Here is a 17744-nt window from a genome sequence, read left to right as displayed (position 1 = left end):
AAAATATCTTGGGGGGCGCGAACGCGCGGGGGCAAAGCCCCCTCTATGCGGCACGGCGTGGCTCAGAGCTTGCCAGTGGAAAGACCTTGGCGGCATTCAACAACCAGTTAGGGTCAAAAACATCCTTGATCGCCATCTGTGCTTCAAGGTCGGCAGGATCATATTGCACGTTCATCAAGTCGCGCTTTTCGATGCCCACACCGTGTTCGCCGGTCAGACAGCCACCCACCTCAACGCAGAGCTTCAGCACCTCGGCGCCAAACTCTTCGCAGATTTCCAGATCGCCGGGTTTATTTGCATCATAAAGGATCAGCGGGTGCATGTTGCCGTCGCCCGCATGAAACACATTGCCAACGCCCAGACCGTAATGTTTGGACATCTCGCCAATCCGTTTGAGGACATAGGGCAATGACGACACCGGAATAGTCCCATCCAGACACATGTAGTCAGAGATTTTGCCAATAGCGCTGAACGCAGCCTTGCGGCCCGCCCAGATGCGTGCGGCCTCATCAGGTGATTGGGCCTCGCGCAGCTCGACCGGATTGTGTTTGGCCGCGATGTTTGTGATCCGGGCAAGCTGATCGTCGATTTCGGCCTCGGACCCTTCAACTTCGACGATCAAAAGCGCCTCGCATTCGGGATAACCCGCACCAGAGAAATCCTCACAGACGCCAATCAACATTTCGTCCATATACTCGATGGCGACCGGCAGAATGCCGGCCTTAATGATGTCCGAAACAACCTGCCCCGCAGTTTCAGCACTATCGTAACCCATCAGCACGGGGCGTGCGCCTTCGGGTTTGTGCAGGATACGCAAGGTTGCCTCTGTCACGACGCCAAGCTGGCCTTCCGATCCGCAGATCACACCCAGCACGTCCAACCCTGCGGCATCCAAATGCGCACCGCCGACATCGACAATCGTGCCATCCATCATCACCATAGTGACGCCCATCAGATTGTTGGTCGTAACACCGTATTTCAGGCAATGCGCACCGCCCGAATTCATCGCGATATTACCTGCGATGGCACAGGCAAGCTGGCTTGACGGATCAGGGGCGTAAAAGAAGCCCTCTGCCTCGACCGCGCCTGTGACCGATAGGTTGGTGCGCCCGCTTTGTACTTTGATGTAGCGATCCGCATAGTTGGTTTCGATCACGCCATTCATCTTGGCCACACCAAGGATCACGCAATCGGCCGTCGGTAACGCACCACCGGCCAGTGACGTGCCAGAGCCGCGCGGAACCACAGGCACACCCATTTCGTGACAAACCTTCAGCGCGGCAGAAACCTCGTCGGTGTTGGCGGGCAGGATCGCGCAAAGTGGCGGGCACTTATACGCGGTCAGCGCATCGCATTCATAAGCACGCGTCTGGCTTTCGTCCGAGATGACAGAGTTGGCAGGCAGCACCTCTTTCAGCCGCGCGACGATCTGGTCCTTACGCGACAGCACGCTGGCATTCGGGGCGGGCATTTCCATCTTGCGATTCCCAATCTGTAATATTGGTAAGAATATATTACCAATTTTGCGATCTGGCAAGTCTAATGTCAAAAGGCTACACCAGCGATTATGAGATTATTTGATCATCTGGCCTTGCTGGCCCCGCTCGATTTATGCGCCGTTGGCCTGATTGTTGTGGTTTGGTTTGCGATTGGCTGGTTGATCGAACACCCCGGCGCCAAGCGTCCGTCCGTGACTGTGCTGATGTCCGAAGAGCGCCGCAGCTGGATGAAGGTCTTTGTTACCCGCGATCCGCGTATCTTTGACAGTCAGATATTGGCCAGCCTAAGGCAGGGGACAGCCTTCTTTGCTTCTACATGTCTGTTGGCCGTCGGCGGGGTTCTGGCATTGGCAGGCAATACTGAACCGCTTAGTGGATTGGCCGCCGAAGTGACCGAGATGCCCGTGCCTATCTTGGTTTTTCAGTTGAAGTTGGGGCTTGTAGCGCTCTTTCTGACCAACGCCTTCCTGAAATTTGTCTGGGCCAATCGTGTCTTTGGCTACTGCGCCGTTCTGATGGCCGCTGTACCCAATGACCCCAATGATCCCGCAGCGCACCCCCGCGCAGCACAGGCTGCGGAATTGAATATCCGCGCCGCCATCAATTTCAATCGCGGACTGCGGGGCATGTATTTTGCAATGGGTGCGTTGGCTTGGCTTTTGGGGCCCATTGCCCTGATCATTGCGACCTGCATCGTGCTTTGGGTTTTGTGGTCACGCGAATTTGCATCACTGCCCCGCTCAATTCTGCTAGAAGACAGATCATGAGATGCCTTGCCCTGATTGCCTTCCTCGCCGGCCCTGCCTTTGCCGATGTACCGGTTGTTGAAGCCGTTACGGTCAATGGTTCGAACGTCAGCGTGACTTTGTCGCATCCTGATACCGGTTGGGATCACTATGCCGATGGCTGGGAGGTGCTGGACGCCGATGGCAACAGCCTTGGTATCCGAGAGCTGGCGCACCCGCATGTGAACGAACAACCCTTCACCCGGTCGCTGTCAGGTGTGGACATCCCCGCCGGCACAACAACGATCTTTGTGCGCGCACGCTGCAACGTTGATGGTTGGTCAGAGACCCTGTTTGAAGTGGACCTAACGCAGTAACGCGTTCAGCGGTTGCCCAACTGAAAATCTGCAACAAGTGGGTAGTGATCGGTTGGCCATTCTCCGGCGTATTTCTTGCGCAGGACGATGGGGTCGCCGACCAATTGGGCATGATCCGTGCTTGCGATGTGACCAACCGCGCCAAACAGATTGATCCCCCGATTGAAGTGATAGGTTGCCCCGCTAACTGGCGCAAACGACAGTCCGGTGTCTTCCAGAGTGTTCACCAGCCTGCCGCCAAGACGCGCATTCAAATCCCCAATCACAAACAGAGTTTCGCCTTGCGCGATCCATGGTGCAATGCGCTCTGCTACCAGCGCGATCGACTTCTGCCGGTTCGACAGGCTGGCATAGTCGGTGTGGATATTCACAACTCGGAAGACCTCTCCACTGGCTTGATCTGCGAACTGCGCCCAAGATGCGAAGGCGGGGAAAGACCCATTGAAGGTGCGCGAATAGATCACATCGGGCGTTTCAGAGAAAAAGAACCAACCCTGATCAAGGACTGCCAGTTTATCCGAGCGATAAAGGATCGGTTGCGTGGATGGAAACGCGGCCGGATCACCCACGGCGGCTGCTGCATAGCTGGGGTTGTTCGTCAGCAGCCAATCAAGCGTCAGATTGGTGTCGTTTCCACTGCCTCTGGCAAAACTTTCCATCTCCTGAAAGCCGATGACATCAGCATCGATTTCCTTGAAGGCCATATCCAGCGGACCTTTCCGCCGCTCCCAATCTCCGACGGACCACGCGCCTGTCTCGCGGCCTAGTATGATGTAATGGACAATGTAAGTCGCCACGCGCAGCGTTTGCGTGTCATTTGGCGGCAAGGGTGCATTGCCGGAATTGCACACGGTTTGGCAACCTACCAGCGCCACGACACCGATCAAGATGAAGGCAAACGTCTTGAGGATCGTACTTATCATCGCCATGCTCAGGATTTATCTGCGGCCTTCGCGCAGCCATGCGCCGACGATCATCAGTGATGCCAGCAACAGATAAACCCATGACGGCAACAGCGAATTGATACTTATGTCAGCAGTCCGGTAGGCCCCTCGTGGCGTGATGCCAATCCAACCGCGCCCAGCCGCTGGGCGGCCTTCGCGCACAGTGCGGATGCCCACATCACCCTCGCTGATCTGCATGACACCACCGCGTGTGCCGTCGATCAGCGGTTGCAGTGTTTCGGCACTTGCGATGGTTTGCTCAAACTCGCGCGGGGCCGAAGGCCCAAGCGCTATGACAGAGGTCTCATCCCCATCATCTAGCCGATAAAGACCAATTTCAGGCGCATCCCACAGCGCCTCGAACCGGCCCGGCGACACTTCTTCCAGCGTCAGCACGGTCTCGGAGCCATCGGGATGGGTCACGGTTACATCACCGGTTTCCAGATCAAGGGTGCGCCGGATGATCCGCATCCTTTGTCCTGTGGGTTCAACCCACAGCGCCTCTTCTTCAAGCTCTGGTTCTTTCATCATCCAATGCGCAAGACGGCGCAGCAGCTCCAGTTGTGGGCCACCGCCTTCGTAGCCACGATCCCATAGCCATGAATGATCGGACGCCATCAAGGACACGCGCCCCTCACCAATCCGGTTGAGGATCAACAACGGACGATCATCAAGACCCGACATGACGGTTGTTGCGGCCTCTGGCACCAACACATCAATCAAACGGAACCAACGCCCCCAGCCCGGCCCTTCGCCGTCTGGATTGGGCGATAGCAGGTCCAACCCTTCGGTGACCGGGTGTCGCTGGCCGATATCCGTCAGTTGCGGCACAAATCCTTCTTCAAAGACCCGTGCCGTGGGCGCACCGGGCAGAATGTCACCCAATGGCGAACGGTAGATGCTTTCGGCAGAGCCATATTCCGGCCCGGATGAAATCAGCACCGCACCACCCTGTTCGACATAGTTGCGGATATTGTCGAGGTAGGCGCTGGGCAGAATGCCCCGGCGGCGGTAGCGATCAAAGATGATAAGATCGAAATCATTGATCTTTTCAAGAAAAAGCTCTCGCGTGGGAAAGGCGATCAGCGACAACTCATTCACCGGCACGCCGTCCTGCTTTTCAGGCGGGCGCAGGATGGTGAAATGCACCAAATCAACAGCAGAGTCGGATTTCAGCAGGTTGCGCCATGTCCGTTCCCCCGGATGCGGCTCGCCCGACACAAGCAGCACGCGCAAGCGGTCACGCACGCCGTTAATCTGGACAACCGCGGCGTTATTGCGATTGGTCAACTCCCCCTCGACCTCGGGGATATTGAACTGCAGCACATTCATCCCGCCATGCGGCAGAGAGACGGGCAGTTGGATATCCTGACCGATGGGTACCTGAACGACCAGGGGCGTGTCCCCATCAATCGCGATGGACAGGGGCACCGACGTGCTTTCGGGCGCGGCACCCTGGTCTTCGACACGCAGTGTCAGGTTAACTTCTTCCCCTAGGATCGCAAAGGCGGGCGCGTTTTCGACAACCAGTCGCCGGTCCCAATCCTCTGGTTCACCAGTGAGCAATGTATGCATGGGCGCGGTCAGGGCTGGTGCGCGTTCAATGTCATGCAAGCGTCCGTCAGTCACAAGGATGATGCCTGCAATGCGCGCCTGCGGCTCTTCGGCCAATGCCTCGGACAGGGCAGTCATGAGGGTTGTTCCAAGATCACCTTCGGCATCGCCAAGTGTCACTTTGCGCAGCTCGGTGTTGGGTTGGCGCGCCAGTTCAGCCTCAATATTGGTAATGGCCACCGCATTCTGATCGGGCCTTGCGCCGATGCGCTGGCTGGCGCTTTTATCGACCACAAGTATGACGATATCGGTCAGCGGTTCGCGGTCTTCTTGCTGAATAGCGGGGTTGGCCAATGCGGTAAGCAGGACCAGCCCGGCCAGCCCACGCAGCCACCAGCCCGGCAGCCGCCGCCAGATGGCAAGGATGAACGCAAGCACCGCAAGCCCTGTCACGGCCAACAGCAGAACCACCGGGATCAGCGGATCAAGGATAATCGCACCTGTCATCACTGCCCCAACCGATCCAGCAGATCAGGGACATGCACCTGATCGGACTTATAGTTGCCGGTCAGAACATGCATGATGACGTTCACACCAAAGCGCAGCGCGATCTCGCGTTGTCGTTCGCCAGACATGCCACGACCAACGGGGAACATACGCCGCCCACTGGTGTCCACCGCCCATGCGCGCGCCCAGTCATTGCCGCCAATGATCACCGGGGTGACGCCATCATTGAGATTACGGAAGGGCATGCCTTCGACTTGTTCGGCCCCAATGGGGGCGGCTTCGACCCAGACATCGCGGCTTGCATAACGTCCCGGAAAATCCTGTAGCAGATAGAATGTGCGGGTCAGCACATGGTCCGATGGGATCGGCTCTAGCGGCGGAATATCCAGCGACCGGGCGATGGCCTGTAGTTTGCGCCCCTCCGGCGAGCCAGAGCCAAAGCGCGCCGTATCCGCATCGCGGGTATCAAACATGATCATCCCGCCGGACCGCAGGTAGCGGTTCAGCTTGCCATAGGCCGCGCGACTGGGCAGCGATTGGTCGGCAGTGACGGGCCAATAGAGGATCGGAAAGAAGGCCAATTCATCGGTTTCAAGGTCCACACCCAAAGGCGCCGCCGGTTCAATCGAGGTGCGCCGGAAAAGGGTCTGCGACAGGCCGCGCAGGCCCGCCTCGGCGGTTTCATCTGTTTCGCGGTCACCTGTCAGCACATGCGCCAGAACAACCTCTGATGTGGCACGCAGGGCAAATTCTTCGGCCGTTTGCGCTTCTGCCTGCGGGGCAAGCAACAGCATCAGTGCTGCAGCCGCCGCAACATCAGCCCGCGGTCCGCGCAGCCTGCCACCGATGGCAAGTGAGGCGATCACATCAAACAAAAGCAGCAGAACGGTCGCGCTGAGTAGCCAGCCCTTCAACGCGGTTTCGCGCACAACGGCCATCCCTTCGATCGCGATCCGCGCAGGCCACGCCGCTACGCTCAGCGTTGTCTCGGACCCGATCACATTGACGGCCAACTGTCTGTCACGCCCCGAATAGAGCCCCGGTTGCAGTGCGGCACTTGGCACACCGGCGCCCAACACTTCACCGGCTACACCGGGCAGGGCGCTACCATCCTCAAGCCTGCCAAAAGCATCCAGCACCTTACCGGGCAACCAGGTGGTGCCTGCAAGTTCAGCCTCATCGGGGGTCGCAGGACGCGTTGAAACGGCGAGCCGTTCCAATATCTGCACAAAAAGCCCTGAGAGCGGCAAGCTGGACCATTCTGCATTCGCCGTGACATGGACCAGCACAATCTGGCCCTCACCGCTGAGTTTGCGTGTGACCAGCGGAGTGCCATCAGTGAGTTGCGCGATGACCCGGTCCGCCAAAGTGGGATCAGGTTGCGCCATTACCTGGCTGGTGACGGTCACATCGTCGGGGATGGGCAACCCAAAGAAGGGGCTGTCTTCGGCAAAGGGGGCCAATGTTTTTGGCTCGCCCCAACTCATCGCGCCACCAACAGAGCGGCCGCCAGAGCGCAGACGCACAGGCAGCAGTGGGTCCTCTTCGATACGGCCCTGATCGGATGCGGCCAGTGTCGGACCCGCAAAGCGCAGCAGCATGCCACCACTCTCGACCCACTCCAATACCGCATCGCTTTCGCTGCCAGCGAGGCTGGCTACGTCGGCCAGAATGATCACGTCAGGGTTGGCCAGAAGGACATCGTCGAGCGTGCCATCAATGATGTCGGCGGTCGGTTCCAACGCTTCGCGCAGATAATAGAGCGGCGACAGCAGCTCCAATCCCTCGCGGTCATCACGCCCTGCGATCAAGGCAACTTCGCGCCGTTTCAGGGCATCGTCCGTCAGGCTCACCGCACCGGCGGAACGGGTGGCGCCAACCTCAAACCGGGTGATGCGGTTGCGCAGCTCAGGGGGCAGGACCATCGCGGTTTCCGCAATCGGCTCACCGGGGGCAAAGACCAAGGGAACGGTTGCAAGCTGACGCTCAACGCCCGCCGGGTCCAGCCCGATGGCTGTGACAGTTGTATCCAGCGGATTGCCGATGGGTGAACGCGTGGCCGAGACAAGCACTTCACCGTTCTCAAACCGGGCGGGGCGCAGGCCAACGGTCTGGCGGGGTGTTTGGAACACCGTCACCGTTCCACGTTCTTCCAAGGCAGCTAGCAGATCGGCGCGTCCGTCCCAATCCAGACCATCGGAAATCCAGTAAGTCTCATACCGCTCGTCAGTTTGGGCAAACCAAGCGGCGGCATCTGACGGCTGCCACGGCTGCGGCTGGATGTTGGGCAAGCGGTTTTGCCACGCACTGGGCGCGGCGAATGGAATGTCGTCAACAGGCAAGTCGTTGAGGTTGATCACCGCAGCGCGGCGGTCAGCCACCGCCGCCTCGGACAAGAGCGTATCAACGCGGTCGATCCGGGCTTGCCAGCTTGGCGCACCGGCCCATGATCCATCAAGAATGATGACCAGATCACCGGCTCCGCTGCGTGCATTTTGTGGGTTCAGAACAGGGCCCGCAAAGCCAATGATCGCCGCCGCAACCGCAAGAATGCGCAGCAGCAACAGCCACCAGGGCGTGCGATCCGTCTGATTATCGTCGTCAGCCAGACCGAGCAGCAAGGCGACACCGGGAAAGCGTCTGCGGATTGGGGCGGGCGGGACCGCGCGCAGCAAGATCCACAGGATGGGCAAGGCGATAAGACCAAGCAGCAGCCATGGTGCTGCAAACCCTATGGGACCGATCGACCACATCAGGCGCGACGCTCCAACGCGCCATAAAGCCATAGCAGGGCATTTGTGGCGCTTTCACCGGTGTGATGGGTCTGGAATTGCCAGCCTGTCGTGCGGGCCAGATGCTGTAGGCGGTCCTTACGGGCGGCTAATCTGTCCAGATACCGGGACTTCAGATCGCTGGCTTTGAGCGTTTCGTGTTGCAGCGCGCCGGTCATGCTTTCAAAGATGGTGCGCCCATCGAAGGGAAAGACCTCTTCCTGTGGATCAAGCACCTGCAGCAGGGCACCGCCGACCCCGCGGTCAGCCGCGCGCAAGAGCGCGTCTTCAATGGGTTGGATGTCGCCCAGAAAGTCGCTGATGAAAAATGCGCGCGAATGCGGCAGCATCCCCTGCGCTTCGGGCGCGCCATAGTCGGTTTCGCCGTCTTGCGACAAAAGTTCGGCCATTTGCATCAGTTGCGCTTCACCCCTGCGTGGGGGCAGGCGCAAGCCAGTTAGGCCGACACGCTCCCCTCCGCGCGCCAGCAGGATGGCGGTGGCCAGACCCAATGTGCGCGCGCGCTGTGCCTTGGTGGGCAGATTGTCGTCCGAGCGAAAAGACATGGATGCCGCCTGATCAACCCACAGCAGGATTGATTGCGCGATCTGCCATTCCTTGTCCTGCACGAAACTGGCATCCGACCGGGCCGAGCGGCGCCAGTCGATGCTGCGCGCTGCGTCATGCGGTTGTGCGGGGCGGTATTGCCAGAACGTGTCGCCGGTTCCGGCCCGTCTGCGCCCGTGATCCCCCAACAAAACCGCAGTCGCCAAATGCTCTGCCTCCGCCAAAAGTGGCGGCAGCGGAGCGGCAAGCGCCTCGGCTGCGGATCTGAGGGTGAGGGGTGTTGTCATGCGGCAGAGGCCACTGTTGTGATCTGATCAGCAACAGTGTTGATGACATGATGGATGCTTTCGCCCCGTGCGCGTGCTGCAAATGATAGCGCCATCCGGTGCTCAAGCACGGGGACGGCCATCGCGCGCACATCTTCTGCCGAGGGTGCAAGACGCCCCTCCAGCAAGGCTTGCGCCCGCACTGTGAGCATCAGGGCCTGCGCCGCGCGCGGCCCCGGTCCCCAGCTAACATTCTGGCGTACCAGATCAGGTGCGTTGGCATCATCCGGGCGACAGGCGCGGACCAGATCGAGGATCATCTCGACGATATTTTCGCCAACTGGCATCCGGCGGAGCAGTGTCTGGGCATCCAGCAATTCCTGCGCGGTGAACACCTCTTTTGACTGCGCTTCTTCTACGCCGGTTGTCGCGATCAGGATATCCTTTTCGGTGTCGCGATCCGGGTAGGGCACGTCAATCTGGACCAGAAAGCGGTCAAGCTGTGCCTCAGGCAAGGGATAGGTACCTTCTTGCTCAATCGGGTTTTGGGTGGCCAACACATGGAACGGCACGCCCAAGGATCGGTGTTCACCGGCAATGGTGACTTCTTTTTCCTGCATCGCCTGCAGTAGTGCCGATTGCGTCCGAGGTGAGGCACGATTGATTTCATCCGCCATCAGTAGCTGACAAAAGACCGGTCCTTCGATGAAGCGAAAGGCGCGTTTGCCGTCATCAGTTGTTTCCAGCACCTCAGAGCCGAGGATATCTGCGGGCATCAGATCGGGGGTAAACTGTATGCGGTTGCCCTTCAGCCCCATGACCGTGGATAGCGTATCGACAAGGCGGGTTTTTCCAAGCCCCGGCAGGCCAATCAACACAGCATGCCCACCGCAGATAAGCGCGGTCAACGTCAGGTCCACCACGCGGGTCTGGCCGATAAATCTGGCCGCGATGCTGCTGCGGGCCTCAATCAGCTTTGTGCCCAATGCTTCGATTTGGGCAACAAGATCGGTCTCAGCGGCCATGACATTCCTCCGGTTAGGCTATATCGTCATAGGAACAGATAATCCCATCACACCCAATGGCAAAAACAATGACCACACAAAAGATTGTGACCCCATCTGCAGAAAGCCTCGCGCAAAGCGCACGGGCCGCCCAAAAAGGCGGTTTGCCGCCGGTGCATCTGTGGAATCCGCCTCATTGCGGGCATATTGATATGCGGATCGCACGCGATGGCACGTGGTTTTACATGGGCACACCCATTGGACGGCCTGAACTGGTGCGCTTGTTCGCAACTATTCTGCGCAAGGACGGGGATGACTATGTCTTAGTCACTCCCGTTGAAAAGGTCGGGATTACTGTCGATGATGCCCCCTTCGTTGCTGTCGATTTCAACAAACAAGGTGCGGGGCTTGCGTTTGAAACTAACGTCGGCGATGTCATGATCGCCGGGCCTGACCACCCAATCCGCGTTGAACGTGATGCCGAAACGGGCGAGCCGTCACCCTACATTCTGGTGCGTGCCAACCTTGAGGCCCTCATAGACCGCAAGTCATTCTACCGTCTTGTCGAGCTTTGCGAACATGCCGATCATGCGGGCAGCCGCTGGTTTGGCATCCGCTCAGAAGGTGTTTTCTTTCCGATTATCCCGTCGGACGAATTGCCATGATCAAGCGCGCTTTGCGTTGCGTGGCATTTTTTTGACGCCATAAGCCTTGCGCGCAGTGACTAGGCGCAGGTCTTCGGGGTCCATGCCCATCGACAGGATCGTCTCTCGGTCATAGCGGGCGCGGGCAGCCTCTGGATCATGCGGCGTGCCCATCAAACGGTCAATCCATCCCATGCCAAAGCTGACGTGGAATGTCGCTTCATGGTCCTGAAAATGATGGGCCAGATGGGTGCGGGTGATCCGCTGGCCAAGCCAACCTTTCTTGACGTTGAGATGCGCCAGTGTGTGGCAGTATTCATAGAAAGCGAATGCGCAAACTGATCCCAGAAACAGTGCCACAAAGGCAAAGAGGGCCGCCGCAGAAAGCCCCACAAACGGCCAAAGCACGATCGTGTGCAGCGCAACCGACAGCAGGCCAAAGCGCACCGGATACCAATGATCATCGCCGGTAAAGAACTCTGCATCCGACGGAAATTCATGATGGCCGATGTGGCTGCGGTAAAGCGTGTTGAACACGCCCTGATCGGTGGGCGGTTCGCGGTGCAGCAGAAAACGGTGCATCGCATATTCAACAAAGAACTGGACGATGGCGCCATAGACGACCGCCAGGATCATCCAGGGCGAAAAGAACACGACAAAGCAGACAAGAGCAGCCAGCCAAAACGGCGAAAGCCGTTGCAAACTGCCCATATGCATCAAAACACGCAAAGTTGCGATCATGTCGGCCTCCCAAATGATGTGAGGTCAAGATATGATTGACCCAAACGTCAGGCAATGCCGACGCCACGTCAATGACCAGCGCAGTAACGGTGTTGCATGCATGGCGGTGCGGTTCACATGCACTTGCCAGCGCTCCAGATGCGGGTGTCCCGCGAGGACAAGCCACGTCAGAGAACCACGGGCGGCCTGAGTGGATTTCCAACCCCTCCTGAAAACATGCTGACATAACGCTGTCAGCAGGGGTATGATTAAACGTCTTCATCAACCAATTCGTAGGGAGATGAGATATGGCTGACCGTGCAATTATCGTTTGGGGCGAAATCCCTGTCACTGACATGGAAAAGTCTGTGGCCTTCTATAATGAGGTCTTTGGCTACGACATGACGATCGACAATTCTGGCCCCAACCCTATGGCCACGCTGGGTGGTTTGGAGAACACAGCTGGGGCACATCTTTACCCTGGCAAGCCTGCGCCCGATAGCGGGAACACCATTCATCTGGGCGTTGAAGGCACCCTTGAAGATGGCATTGCCCGTTGCACCAAAGCAGGCGGCGAGGTTGTCAGCCCGCCGATTGCGATCCCCGCTGGGAGATTTGCCTATGCCAAGGACCTTGATGGCAACTCCATCGGGTTGTTTGAGGCCGCAGGCTAAATGCGCCGCGCCGACCGCCTTTTTCAGATATTGCAGTTCCTGCGGGGCGGTCGGCTGACCACGGCGGCACAGTTGGCCGAAAAATTGGAAGTTACGCCGCGCACGATCTACCGCGATATAGCGCATCTGATCGGATCAGGTGTGCCCATCGAAGGTGAAGCAGGTGTCGGATATCTGATGCGTGACGGCTATGATTTGCCACCGCTGATGTTCAATCAGGATGAAATCGTGGCTTTGGTTGCCGCTGCCCGGATTTTGCAGACATGGGGTGGCACCAAAATGGCGGCGGCAGCACAAGAAGCCTTGGTCAAGATCGACGCAGTGCTGCCTGCCGCCGCCCGGCAGCAGGCAGGGCAGGTGAATGTGCATGTCATGGACATGCCGTGGACGCGGGGCAATTGGCGTGATCACCTTGACCGGTTTGAGGCGGCGTCGGAAAGTCAAACCCGTCTGGACATGACCTATGAGGATGAACAAGGACGCCAGACGGCCCGCGTTGTTCGGCCTTTGGGTGTGTGGTTCTGGGGCAAGGTCTGGACGGCCGTTTGCTGGTGCGAATTGCGCGATGATTTTCGGATGTTTCGATTGGATCGGATTACAGCCGTTTCCGAGCTGGATCGGTTCCGCCCCGAGAAACATCAAACCCTGCGGGCGTTCTACGACAGCGGTGCCTACAAGCACTGAAGCTTCACAAAAGTGTAGGGTGGCTTTTGGGACATCATGACGTAAGCCTAGGTTGGTAAGACGGTTGGGTTTGATGAATGGTGATGGATCGACGGAGTTTTCTGGCATGCGGATGCGCGGTCTTGGCAACACCCGCGATTGCGCAAGGCACGGCTTGGGCTGATGTCGCCGACGCTGCGCGCAGCCTTGATCAATGCCGCGCCATCTTGGTCCGGCATTCCGGTCTGACCGTTCTGTCAGAGGTCTTTCGCGGCCCCAACATCAATCGGCCTGTCCCGATCAAATCAGTTTCAAAGACCTTTGTTGCGGCGCTGACCGGCGCGGCTCTTGATCGCAAAGAGTTGCCGTCACTCGACGCCACTGTGGGGCAAACGGCTCCGCGCCTTATTCCCCGCGACGCTGACCCGCGTGTGGCGGATATCACCATCAAAAACCTGATCACCATGCAGGCCGGGTTGGAACGCACGTCGGGGACCAACTATGGGCCTTGGGTCAACAGCCGTGATTGGGTGGCCGACGCGCTCAGCCGTCCATTTGTGGCTGAACCGGGTTCGCGGATGCTCTATTCCACCGGGTCGTTTCACGTGCTGGGTGCGATCTTGTCAGAGGTGTCAGGGCAGTCGCTGCTGGACCTCGCTCGCCAGCGCCTAGGTGATCCGTTGGGATTTGAAATCCCCGCATGGACCCGCGATCCACAAGGCCGTTATCTGGGCGGCAATGAAATGGCGCTTACGCTTGAAGCCATGGCGCGCTTTGGTGAGATGTATCGTCGGAACGGGCGCTATCTTGGTGCGCAGGTCTTGAGCGCTGATTGGGTAGAACGTTCCATGCAGCGCCGCACACGGTCTGCGTTTTCCGGGTTGAATTATGGGTATGGTTGGTTTTTGGGCCAAGGGGCGGGCGTGAACTACGCTTTGGCGCGGGGATACGGCGGACAGATCATCTGTGTGGCCCCTGATGTTGCGTTGACGGCAGTGATTACATCAGATCCCACGCGGCCTGCGCGCAGTGGCGGTCATTTTGGAGATTTGCAGCGCTTGATTGCGCGCCAGATTCTGCCATTGGCACAGCAGCAGATGGGGTAAGGTGGATCATGATCCACCTTAATTGTTGCTTCTATTCCGACAGGCTTTGGGCCAGACGCATCAATTGCACAGCCTCGGTCCGATAGCCAAAGGCATCTTCACCACGGTTCGCTGCTGCCAAGGCAATCGCCTCATCATAACCCCAATCACCCAGATACTGTGGGTTCCGCAAAAGCTGTCCGAACCCTGCAACGGCCGTGGCGAAATTTGCCTCGCTGTCCGGCCCACCCGCTTGCCGGATCGGTGTCTGGATCAACTGGCTGACGGCCTCACCCGGCGCCTTATAGCGCAGCTTGAGAAAGCCCAACTCGTCCGAACCAGCTACAGTTGCGGCAGGGGCATAGCGTAGTGGATCGCTAAGCTGTGCAGGGCTGCCTACCGGGGTCACCTCGTAAATCGCCGTGACGGAATGCCCGGCGCCAAGCTCTCCTGCATCTACCGCATCATTGTTGAAGTCTTCCCGGCGCAAGGCCCGTGTTTCATAGCCAATCAGGCGGTATTCAGCGATCTGGGCGGAGTTGAACTCAACCTGCACCTTCACATCGCCTGCAATCGGGAAAAGCGCACCGGATAGTTGATCAACCAGTACTTTTTGTGCCTCAGACAGCGTGTCGATATAGGCCGCCGTGCCATTCCCGTTCTGTGCCAGCGCCTGCATCGTGGCATCGTCCAGATTGCCACGGCCAAAGCCCAGCACACTCAGATAGGTGCCCGTTTCGCGCTTGTCCGCGATAAAGTCGGTCAATGCACTTGGATCGCTCAGACCCACGTTGAAATCACCGTCGGTGGCCAGAATGATTCGGCTGACCTCACCGTTTTCGGCCATGCCCTCGGCCACGCTGTAGGCCTGCTCTAATCCGCCTTGGCCATTGGTTGACCCGCCGGCCCCAAGTGACTGGATCGCGCGCAAAATTGTTGTCCGCTCCGATGCGGCGGTCGGTGCAAGCACCTGCCCGGCACTGCCCGCATATTCGACGATCGCCACCTCATCTTCGGGGCGCAGCTGGTCAAGCATCAACCGAAAGGACTGTTTCAGCAACGGCAGCTTTGCTGGGTCATCCATGGACCCGGATGTGTCGATCAGAAAAACAAGGTTCAGCGGGGAACGATCTGCAATCGCAGGCATCTGGCCTTGCAAGGCGATGTGGACCAGTTGGGTGTCCGCGTTCCAAGGGGTCTGAAACGTTGACACGGTAGGCCGGAAGGGGGCTTCATTCGTATCAGGTGCGGCATAATCATAAGGGAAGTAGTTGATTAGCTCCTCAATCCTCACGGCCTCTGATGGGGGCAGTTGACCCCGCATCAGGGACGACCGGACCACAGCATATGAGGCCGTGTCGACATCGATTGAAAAGGTTGAGACCGGGGTTTCAGCTGTGATTTGCAGCGGGTTGCTATCTGCGTTGGCGAAGGCTTCGGTGTCAGGGGTTGGCGCGACGCGGTAATCATCTTTTGGAGTGACGGCTGCAGGGGCAGTTGGCATGGCTTCGGTTGGTGCGACCTGTCCAGCCACTCGCATCCGCGTTGTGGTTGAGGCAATGCTCTCTGCGATCTCGTCCTGAGGGGCAGGCGGGGCCACTTCGAGCGCGTCGATCAGAGGCGATGCCGATAGCTGAGGCGCCGCATCAGACGCCATTGCCTCTGCCGTATCGGAGGAATTCTCGAACGCTAGGTCAGTCGCTGGCGTCTTGAGCGCGGTTTCTTCCCGAACTGCAGAAACTGGGGCGTCATCTGCTGTTTGCATCTCGCCAACGGCTGTTTCTGTAACGACCGGACCACGCAGTGTCCCATCAAACTCTGTCATTGTGATCTGCGGCGGTGACGGCGGACGCAGCAAACCCTGCCCTTGCGGTGTCAAGATCAGAAAACCACAGGCGACCAGTGCCGTTGTCGCGGTCAGCCCGCCTTTGGATGTCATTGCGTTCATCATCGTCTTCACTCCTGTCCAGAGGCCCTTGGGGCCGGTTCCAGCAGTGGGACGTGCGTCACCCTGTGATCCTTGGAGTGCGTCGAAGTTTCTTTGTGCAAGTGCGAGGTTTTCGGCACGGCGCGCAGCATCCGGGCGCGGGGTGGCGTCCGCCATCATAGATTTCAGATCGTCGAGGTCATCGGTCATGTCATGTCCTCCTTTTGCTTGATCGCGCGCAGCATTTTCTTGGCCTCTGAGATGCGCCAACTGACGGTGCCTTCCGAAATGCCCAGCACATCCGCCGCCTGCGCATGGGTCATATCGTCCAGCACCAGCGCCAGCGTGTCGCGCAGGTCATCGCCAAGCTGGTTCATTGCGACCGTCAGCCAATCCAGTTGCGCATCGGTTTCCTGATTGGCGGCCGTGCGGTTGATCTCCCAATCACCCCAGCCTTCGGTGGCCTTTGTATAAGTCGCCCGCTTGCGCCTGCGATCATGGGCGGCATTGACCGCAACCCGGTAGAGCCATGTCGTCACCTTGGCGCGGCGCTGATAACTGGCGAGTTTCGCCGGCAAGGCCGCGCAGATATCCTGTGTGAGGTCTTCGGCTTCACTGCGTGATCCGGTCAGACGAAAGCAAAACGCAAACAGCCGATCATAGTGCCGGTCCAGCAGGCTTCCAAACGCCACGCCATCTCCGGCGGCGGCGGCTTCGGCCAAATCCTCATCGTTTGTCATCATGCGCATCACGGTGGTTGGACGCACGCCATTGGTCAATCCTTGGCGAAGTGGCAAAAATTTTGCAGATGCTGCCCGCCCGCCGTGCGAATACCCTCAGAGTGCTGCCCTCAGCGATGCGACCAACCCATCCATATCTGGGTCCATCTTGAGTGACAGCGCCTTGCGGCGATGCCAATCGACCGCTTTTTCATGCAGGTCCGCCAGAACCTTGTCAGATTTCAGTTCTGCCAATAGCGCGCTGGATGCCTTGGCATAGCGATTGATGGTCAGATCGGTTTCATCGTTGTGATTGAACCGCTCCCAATACTCCATCCCGATGGTTTGGCTGGTGTGGTTGGCCCGGCCCCGCGCGCGCTGCACCAGATAGCTATCAAGTGATTTCAGCGCGTAATGGTTGACCTGAGCCAATTCAAAAAGGGGCGGGTTCTTGGTGCGTTCGCCGTTTTTGACATAGGCCGCACCTCCGGGCAGAACCCAGTCTATCTGATCCACCATTTCTTTCTTGGCGACCGGCGCGTGCAACCCTGCCCGCTGGTATTTATCCTGATTGGTATAAAGTGATTTAACGAATTTTCCTGTGGTGGGTCGCAGCTTTGCATCCCAAGGCAATTCGCCCTTGGTGAATTGCGCGGTCACCGGTTCGTCCACGAAATCCTCACGCCCGTCAGGCCCGAAATTGCGCCACGGCACTGAGATGACGTCGACATTGTCCCCTGTTTCAGCAACCAGCGCCCGGACCGATCCATCCCCCACATGGACGTTCAGGAACTCATCAATGTCGCAGATAAAGACCCACTTTGCATCGATGACAATGTCATAACGACGGGTCGCCTGTCGCAGGGCACTGCGGTGAATGCCGCCTCCGCGCACAATGGTGTTGTGCTGGACGACCAGCCCCATTTCTTGCAAGCGTTGCAGAATGTCGACGGTGGGGTCGGTACAATCATTGGTGCAGACGATGATGTTGTCAAAACCAAGGGTTTTGTAGTGGGCCACCCATTCAAGAATGAACGGCCCTTCATTTTTCATTGTGGAAACAACAGTATAAAGGTCTTTGGCCATCAATCCTCGCTT

General features: G+C 58.4%; 16 protein-coding genes. 6 read left to right on the top strand and 10 right to left on the bottom strand.

Annotated features, from left to right (window positions below; translation table 11 throughout):
- Positions 1 to 43: 43 nt before the first annotated feature.
- Positions 44 to 1477, bottom strand: a complete 1434-nt coding sequence (locus tag DHN10_RS11665) for an FAD-linked oxidase C-terminal domain-containing protein (RefSeq protein ID WP_108815487.1) — start codon at positions 1475 to 1477, stop codon at positions 44 to 46.
- Between the two features lie 90 nt (positions 1478 to 1567).
- On the opposite strand from DHN10_RS11665, the gene DHN10_RS11660 reads away from it, so the two are divergent.
- Both DHN10_RS11660 and DHN10_RS11655 read left to right on the top strand, forming a co-directional pair.
- Positions 1568 to 2266, top strand: a complete 699-nt coding sequence (locus DHN10_RS11660; RefSeq protein WP_108815486.1) for a DUF599 domain-containing protein — start codon at positions 1568 to 1570, stop codon at positions 2264 to 2266.
- Positions 2263 to 2601: a hypothetical protein gene (locus DHN10_RS11655; RefSeq protein WP_108815485.1), complete on the top strand. Its 339-nt coding sequence runs from the start codon at positions 2263 to 2265 to the stop codon at positions 2599 to 2601. The genes DHN10_RS11660 and DHN10_RS11655 overlap by 4 nt, the downstream gene beginning before the upstream one ends.
- Before the next feature lie 5 nt (positions 2602 to 2606).
- On the opposite strand, the gene DHN10_RS11650 is transcribed toward DHN10_RS11655, so the two are convergent.
- From DHN10_RS11650 to DHN10_RS11630, 5 genes are read right to left on the bottom strand one after another with little or no spacing between them, the layout of a single operon-like run.
- On the bottom strand, positions 2607 to 3530 hold the full coding sequence (locus tag DHN10_RS11650; RefSeq protein WP_306419264.1) for an endonuclease/exonuclease/phosphatase family protein: 924 nt from the start codon (positions 3528 to 3530) through the stop codon (positions 2607 to 2609).
- Between the two features lie 9 nt (positions 3531 to 3539).
- Positions 3540 to 5606, bottom strand: a complete 2067-nt coding sequence (locus DHN10_RS11645) for a hypothetical protein (RefSeq protein WP_108815484.1) — start codon at positions 5604 to 5606, stop codon at positions 3540 to 3542.
- Positions 5606 to 8359 carry a DUF4159 domain-containing protein gene (locus tag DHN10_RS11640; RefSeq protein WP_108815708.1) on the bottom strand — a complete coding sequence of 918 codons (2754 nt, stop codon included), beginning with the start codon at positions 8357 to 8359 and terminating at the stop codon, positions 5606 to 5608. The genes DHN10_RS11645 and DHN10_RS11640 overlap by 1 nt, the downstream gene beginning before the upstream one ends.
- Positions 8359 to 9231 carry a DUF58 domain-containing protein gene (locus DHN10_RS11635; RefSeq protein WP_108815483.1) on the bottom strand — a complete coding sequence of 291 codons (873 nt, stop codon included), beginning with the start codon at positions 9229 to 9231 and terminating at the stop codon, positions 8359 to 8361. The genes DHN10_RS11640 and DHN10_RS11635 overlap by 1 nt, the downstream gene beginning before the upstream one ends.
- Positions 9228 to 10235: an AAA family ATPase gene (locus DHN10_RS11630; RefSeq protein ID WP_108815482.1), complete on the bottom strand. Its 1008-nt coding sequence runs from the start codon at positions 10233 to 10235 to the stop codon at positions 9228 to 9230. Before DHN10_RS11630 ends, DHN10_RS11635 begins: the two co-directional genes overlap by 4 nt.
- Before the next feature lie 68 nt (positions 10236 to 10303).
- Between DHN10_RS11630 and DHN10_RS11625 the strand changes: the two genes are divergently transcribed.
- Positions 10304 to 10879, top strand: a complete 576-nt coding sequence (locus DHN10_RS11625) for a DUF1285 domain-containing protein (RefSeq protein ID WP_108815481.1) — start codon at positions 10304 to 10306, stop codon at positions 10877 to 10879.
- On the opposite strand, the gene DHN10_RS11620 is transcribed toward DHN10_RS11625, so the two are convergent.
- Positions 10880 to 11599: a sterol desaturase family protein gene (locus DHN10_RS11620; RefSeq protein ID WP_108815480.1), complete on the bottom strand. Its 720-nt coding sequence runs from the start codon at positions 11597 to 11599 to the stop codon at positions 10880 to 10882. It abuts the gene before it with no gap.
- A 287-nt stretch (positions 11600 to 11886) separates the two neighbouring features.
- Between DHN10_RS11620 and DHN10_RS11615 the strand changes: the two genes are divergently transcribed.
- The 3 genes from DHN10_RS11615 (at position 11887) to DHN10_RS11605 (ending at position 14021) form a co-directional block, all read left to right on the top strand.
- Positions 11887 to 12252 (top strand): VOC family protein, encoded by a 366-nt coding sequence (locus DHN10_RS11615; RefSeq protein ID WP_108815479.1) that lies wholly within the window; start codon positions 11887 to 11889, stop codon positions 12250 to 12252.
- Positions 12253 to 12936 (top strand): helix-turn-helix transcriptional regulator, encoded by a 684-nt coding sequence (locus tag DHN10_RS11610; RefSeq protein ID WP_108815478.1) that lies wholly within the window; start codon positions 12253 to 12255, stop codon positions 12934 to 12936.
- Positions 12937 to 13013: 77 nt separating this feature from the next.
- Positions 13014 to 14021: a serine hydrolase domain-containing protein gene (locus DHN10_RS11605; protein ID WP_108815477.1), complete on the top strand. Its 1008-nt coding sequence runs from the start codon at positions 13014 to 13016 to the stop codon at positions 14019 to 14021.
- Between the two features lie 31 nt (positions 14022 to 14052).
- Here DHN10_RS11605 and DHN10_RS11600 read toward each other — a convergent pair whose 3' ends face one another.
- The 3 genes from DHN10_RS11600 to DHN10_RS11590 all read right to left on the bottom strand — a co-directional run bounded on the left by DHN10_RS11600 (position 14053) and on the right by DHN10_RS11590 (position 17732).
- A complete protein-coding gene (locus DHN10_RS11600; protein ID WP_108815476.1) occupies positions 14053 to 16137 on the bottom strand; it encodes a vWA domain-containing protein in 2085 nt (694 codons plus the stop codon).
- Positions 16134 to 16670, bottom strand: coding sequence for an RNA polymerase sigma factor (locus DHN10_RS11595; RefSeq protein ID WP_108815707.1), 537 nt, complete (start codon positions 16668 to 16670; stop codon positions 16134 to 16136). The genes DHN10_RS11600 and DHN10_RS11595 overlap by 4 nt, the downstream gene beginning before the upstream one ends.
- 93 nt (positions 16671 to 16763) lie before the next feature.
- Positions 16764 to 17732, bottom strand: a complete 969-nt coding sequence (locus DHN10_RS11590) for a glycosyltransferase family 2 protein (protein ID WP_108815475.1) — start codon at positions 17730 to 17732, stop codon at positions 16764 to 16766.
- Positions 17733 to 17744: the final 12 nt, after the last annotated feature.

The sequence above is a fragment of the Loktanella sp. Alg231-35 genome, from assembly GCF_900143545.1.
Taxonomy (GTDB): domain Bacteria; phylum Pseudomonadota; class Alphaproteobacteria; order Rhodobacterales; family Rhodobacteraceae; genus Yoonia.
Note: the sequence above shows the minus strand (reverse complement) of the source record. Positions and strands in the feature narration are given on the sequence as shown.

Coding starts and splice junctions, on each gene's coding strand:
- DHN10_RS11610 (WP_108815478.1), top strand. CDS start 12,253: ATGCGCCGCGCCGACCGCCTTTTTCAGATATTGCAGTTCCTGCGGGGC.
- DHN10_RS11650 (WP_306419264.1), bottom strand. CDS start 3,530: ATGGCGATGATAAGTACGATCCTCAAGACGTTTGCCTTCATCTTGATC.
- DHN10_RS11590 (WP_108815475.1), bottom strand. CDS start 17,732: ATGGCCAAAGACCTTTATACTGTTGTTTCCACAATGAAAAATGAAGGG.
- DHN10_RS11640 (WP_108815708.1), bottom strand. CDS start 8,359: ATGTGGTCGATCGGTCCCATAGGGTTTGCAGCACCATGGCTGCTGCTT.
- DHN10_RS11635 (WP_108815483.1), bottom strand. CDS start 9,231: ATGACAACACCCCTCACCCTCAGATCCGCAGCCGAGGCGCTTGCCGCT.
- DHN10_RS11630 (WP_108815482.1), bottom strand. CDS start 10,235: ATGGCCGCTGAGACCGATCTTGTTGCCCAAATCGAAGCATTGGGCACA.
- DHN10_RS11660 (WP_108815486.1), top strand. CDS start 1,568: ATGAGATTATTTGATCATCTGGCCTTGCTGGCCCCGCTCGATTTATGC.
- DHN10_RS11605 (WP_108815477.1), top strand. CDS start 13,014: ATGGTGATGGATCGACGGAGTTTTCTGGCATGCGGATGCGCGGTCTTG.
- DHN10_RS11600 (WP_108815476.1), bottom strand. CDS start 16,137: ATGACCGATGACCTCGACGATCTGAAATCTATGATGGCGGACGCCACC.
- DHN10_RS11620 (WP_108815480.1), bottom strand. CDS start 11,599: ATGATCGCAACTTTGCGTGTTTTGATGCATATGGGCAGTTTGCAACGG.
- DHN10_RS11615 (WP_108815479.1), top strand. CDS start 11,887: ATGGCTGACCGTGCAATTATCGTTTGGGGCGAAATCCCTGTCACTGAC.
- DHN10_RS11645 (WP_108815484.1), bottom strand. CDS start 5,606: ATGACAGGTGCGATTATCCTTGATCCGCTGATCCCGGTGGTTCTGCTG.
- DHN10_RS11655 (WP_108815485.1), top strand. CDS start 2,263: ATGAGATGCCTTGCCCTGATTGCCTTCCTCGCCGGCCCTGCCTTTGCC.
- DHN10_RS11665 (WP_108815487.1), bottom strand. CDS start 1,477: ATGGAAATGCCCGCCCCGAATGCCAGCGTGCTGTCGCGTAAGGACCAG.
- DHN10_RS11625 (WP_108815481.1), top strand. CDS start 10,304: ATGACCACACAAAAGATTGTGACCCCATCTGCAGAAAGCCTCGCGCAA.
- DHN10_RS11595 (WP_108815707.1), bottom strand. CDS start 16,670: ATGATGACAAACGATGAGGATTTGGCCGAAGCCGCCGCCGCCGGAGAT.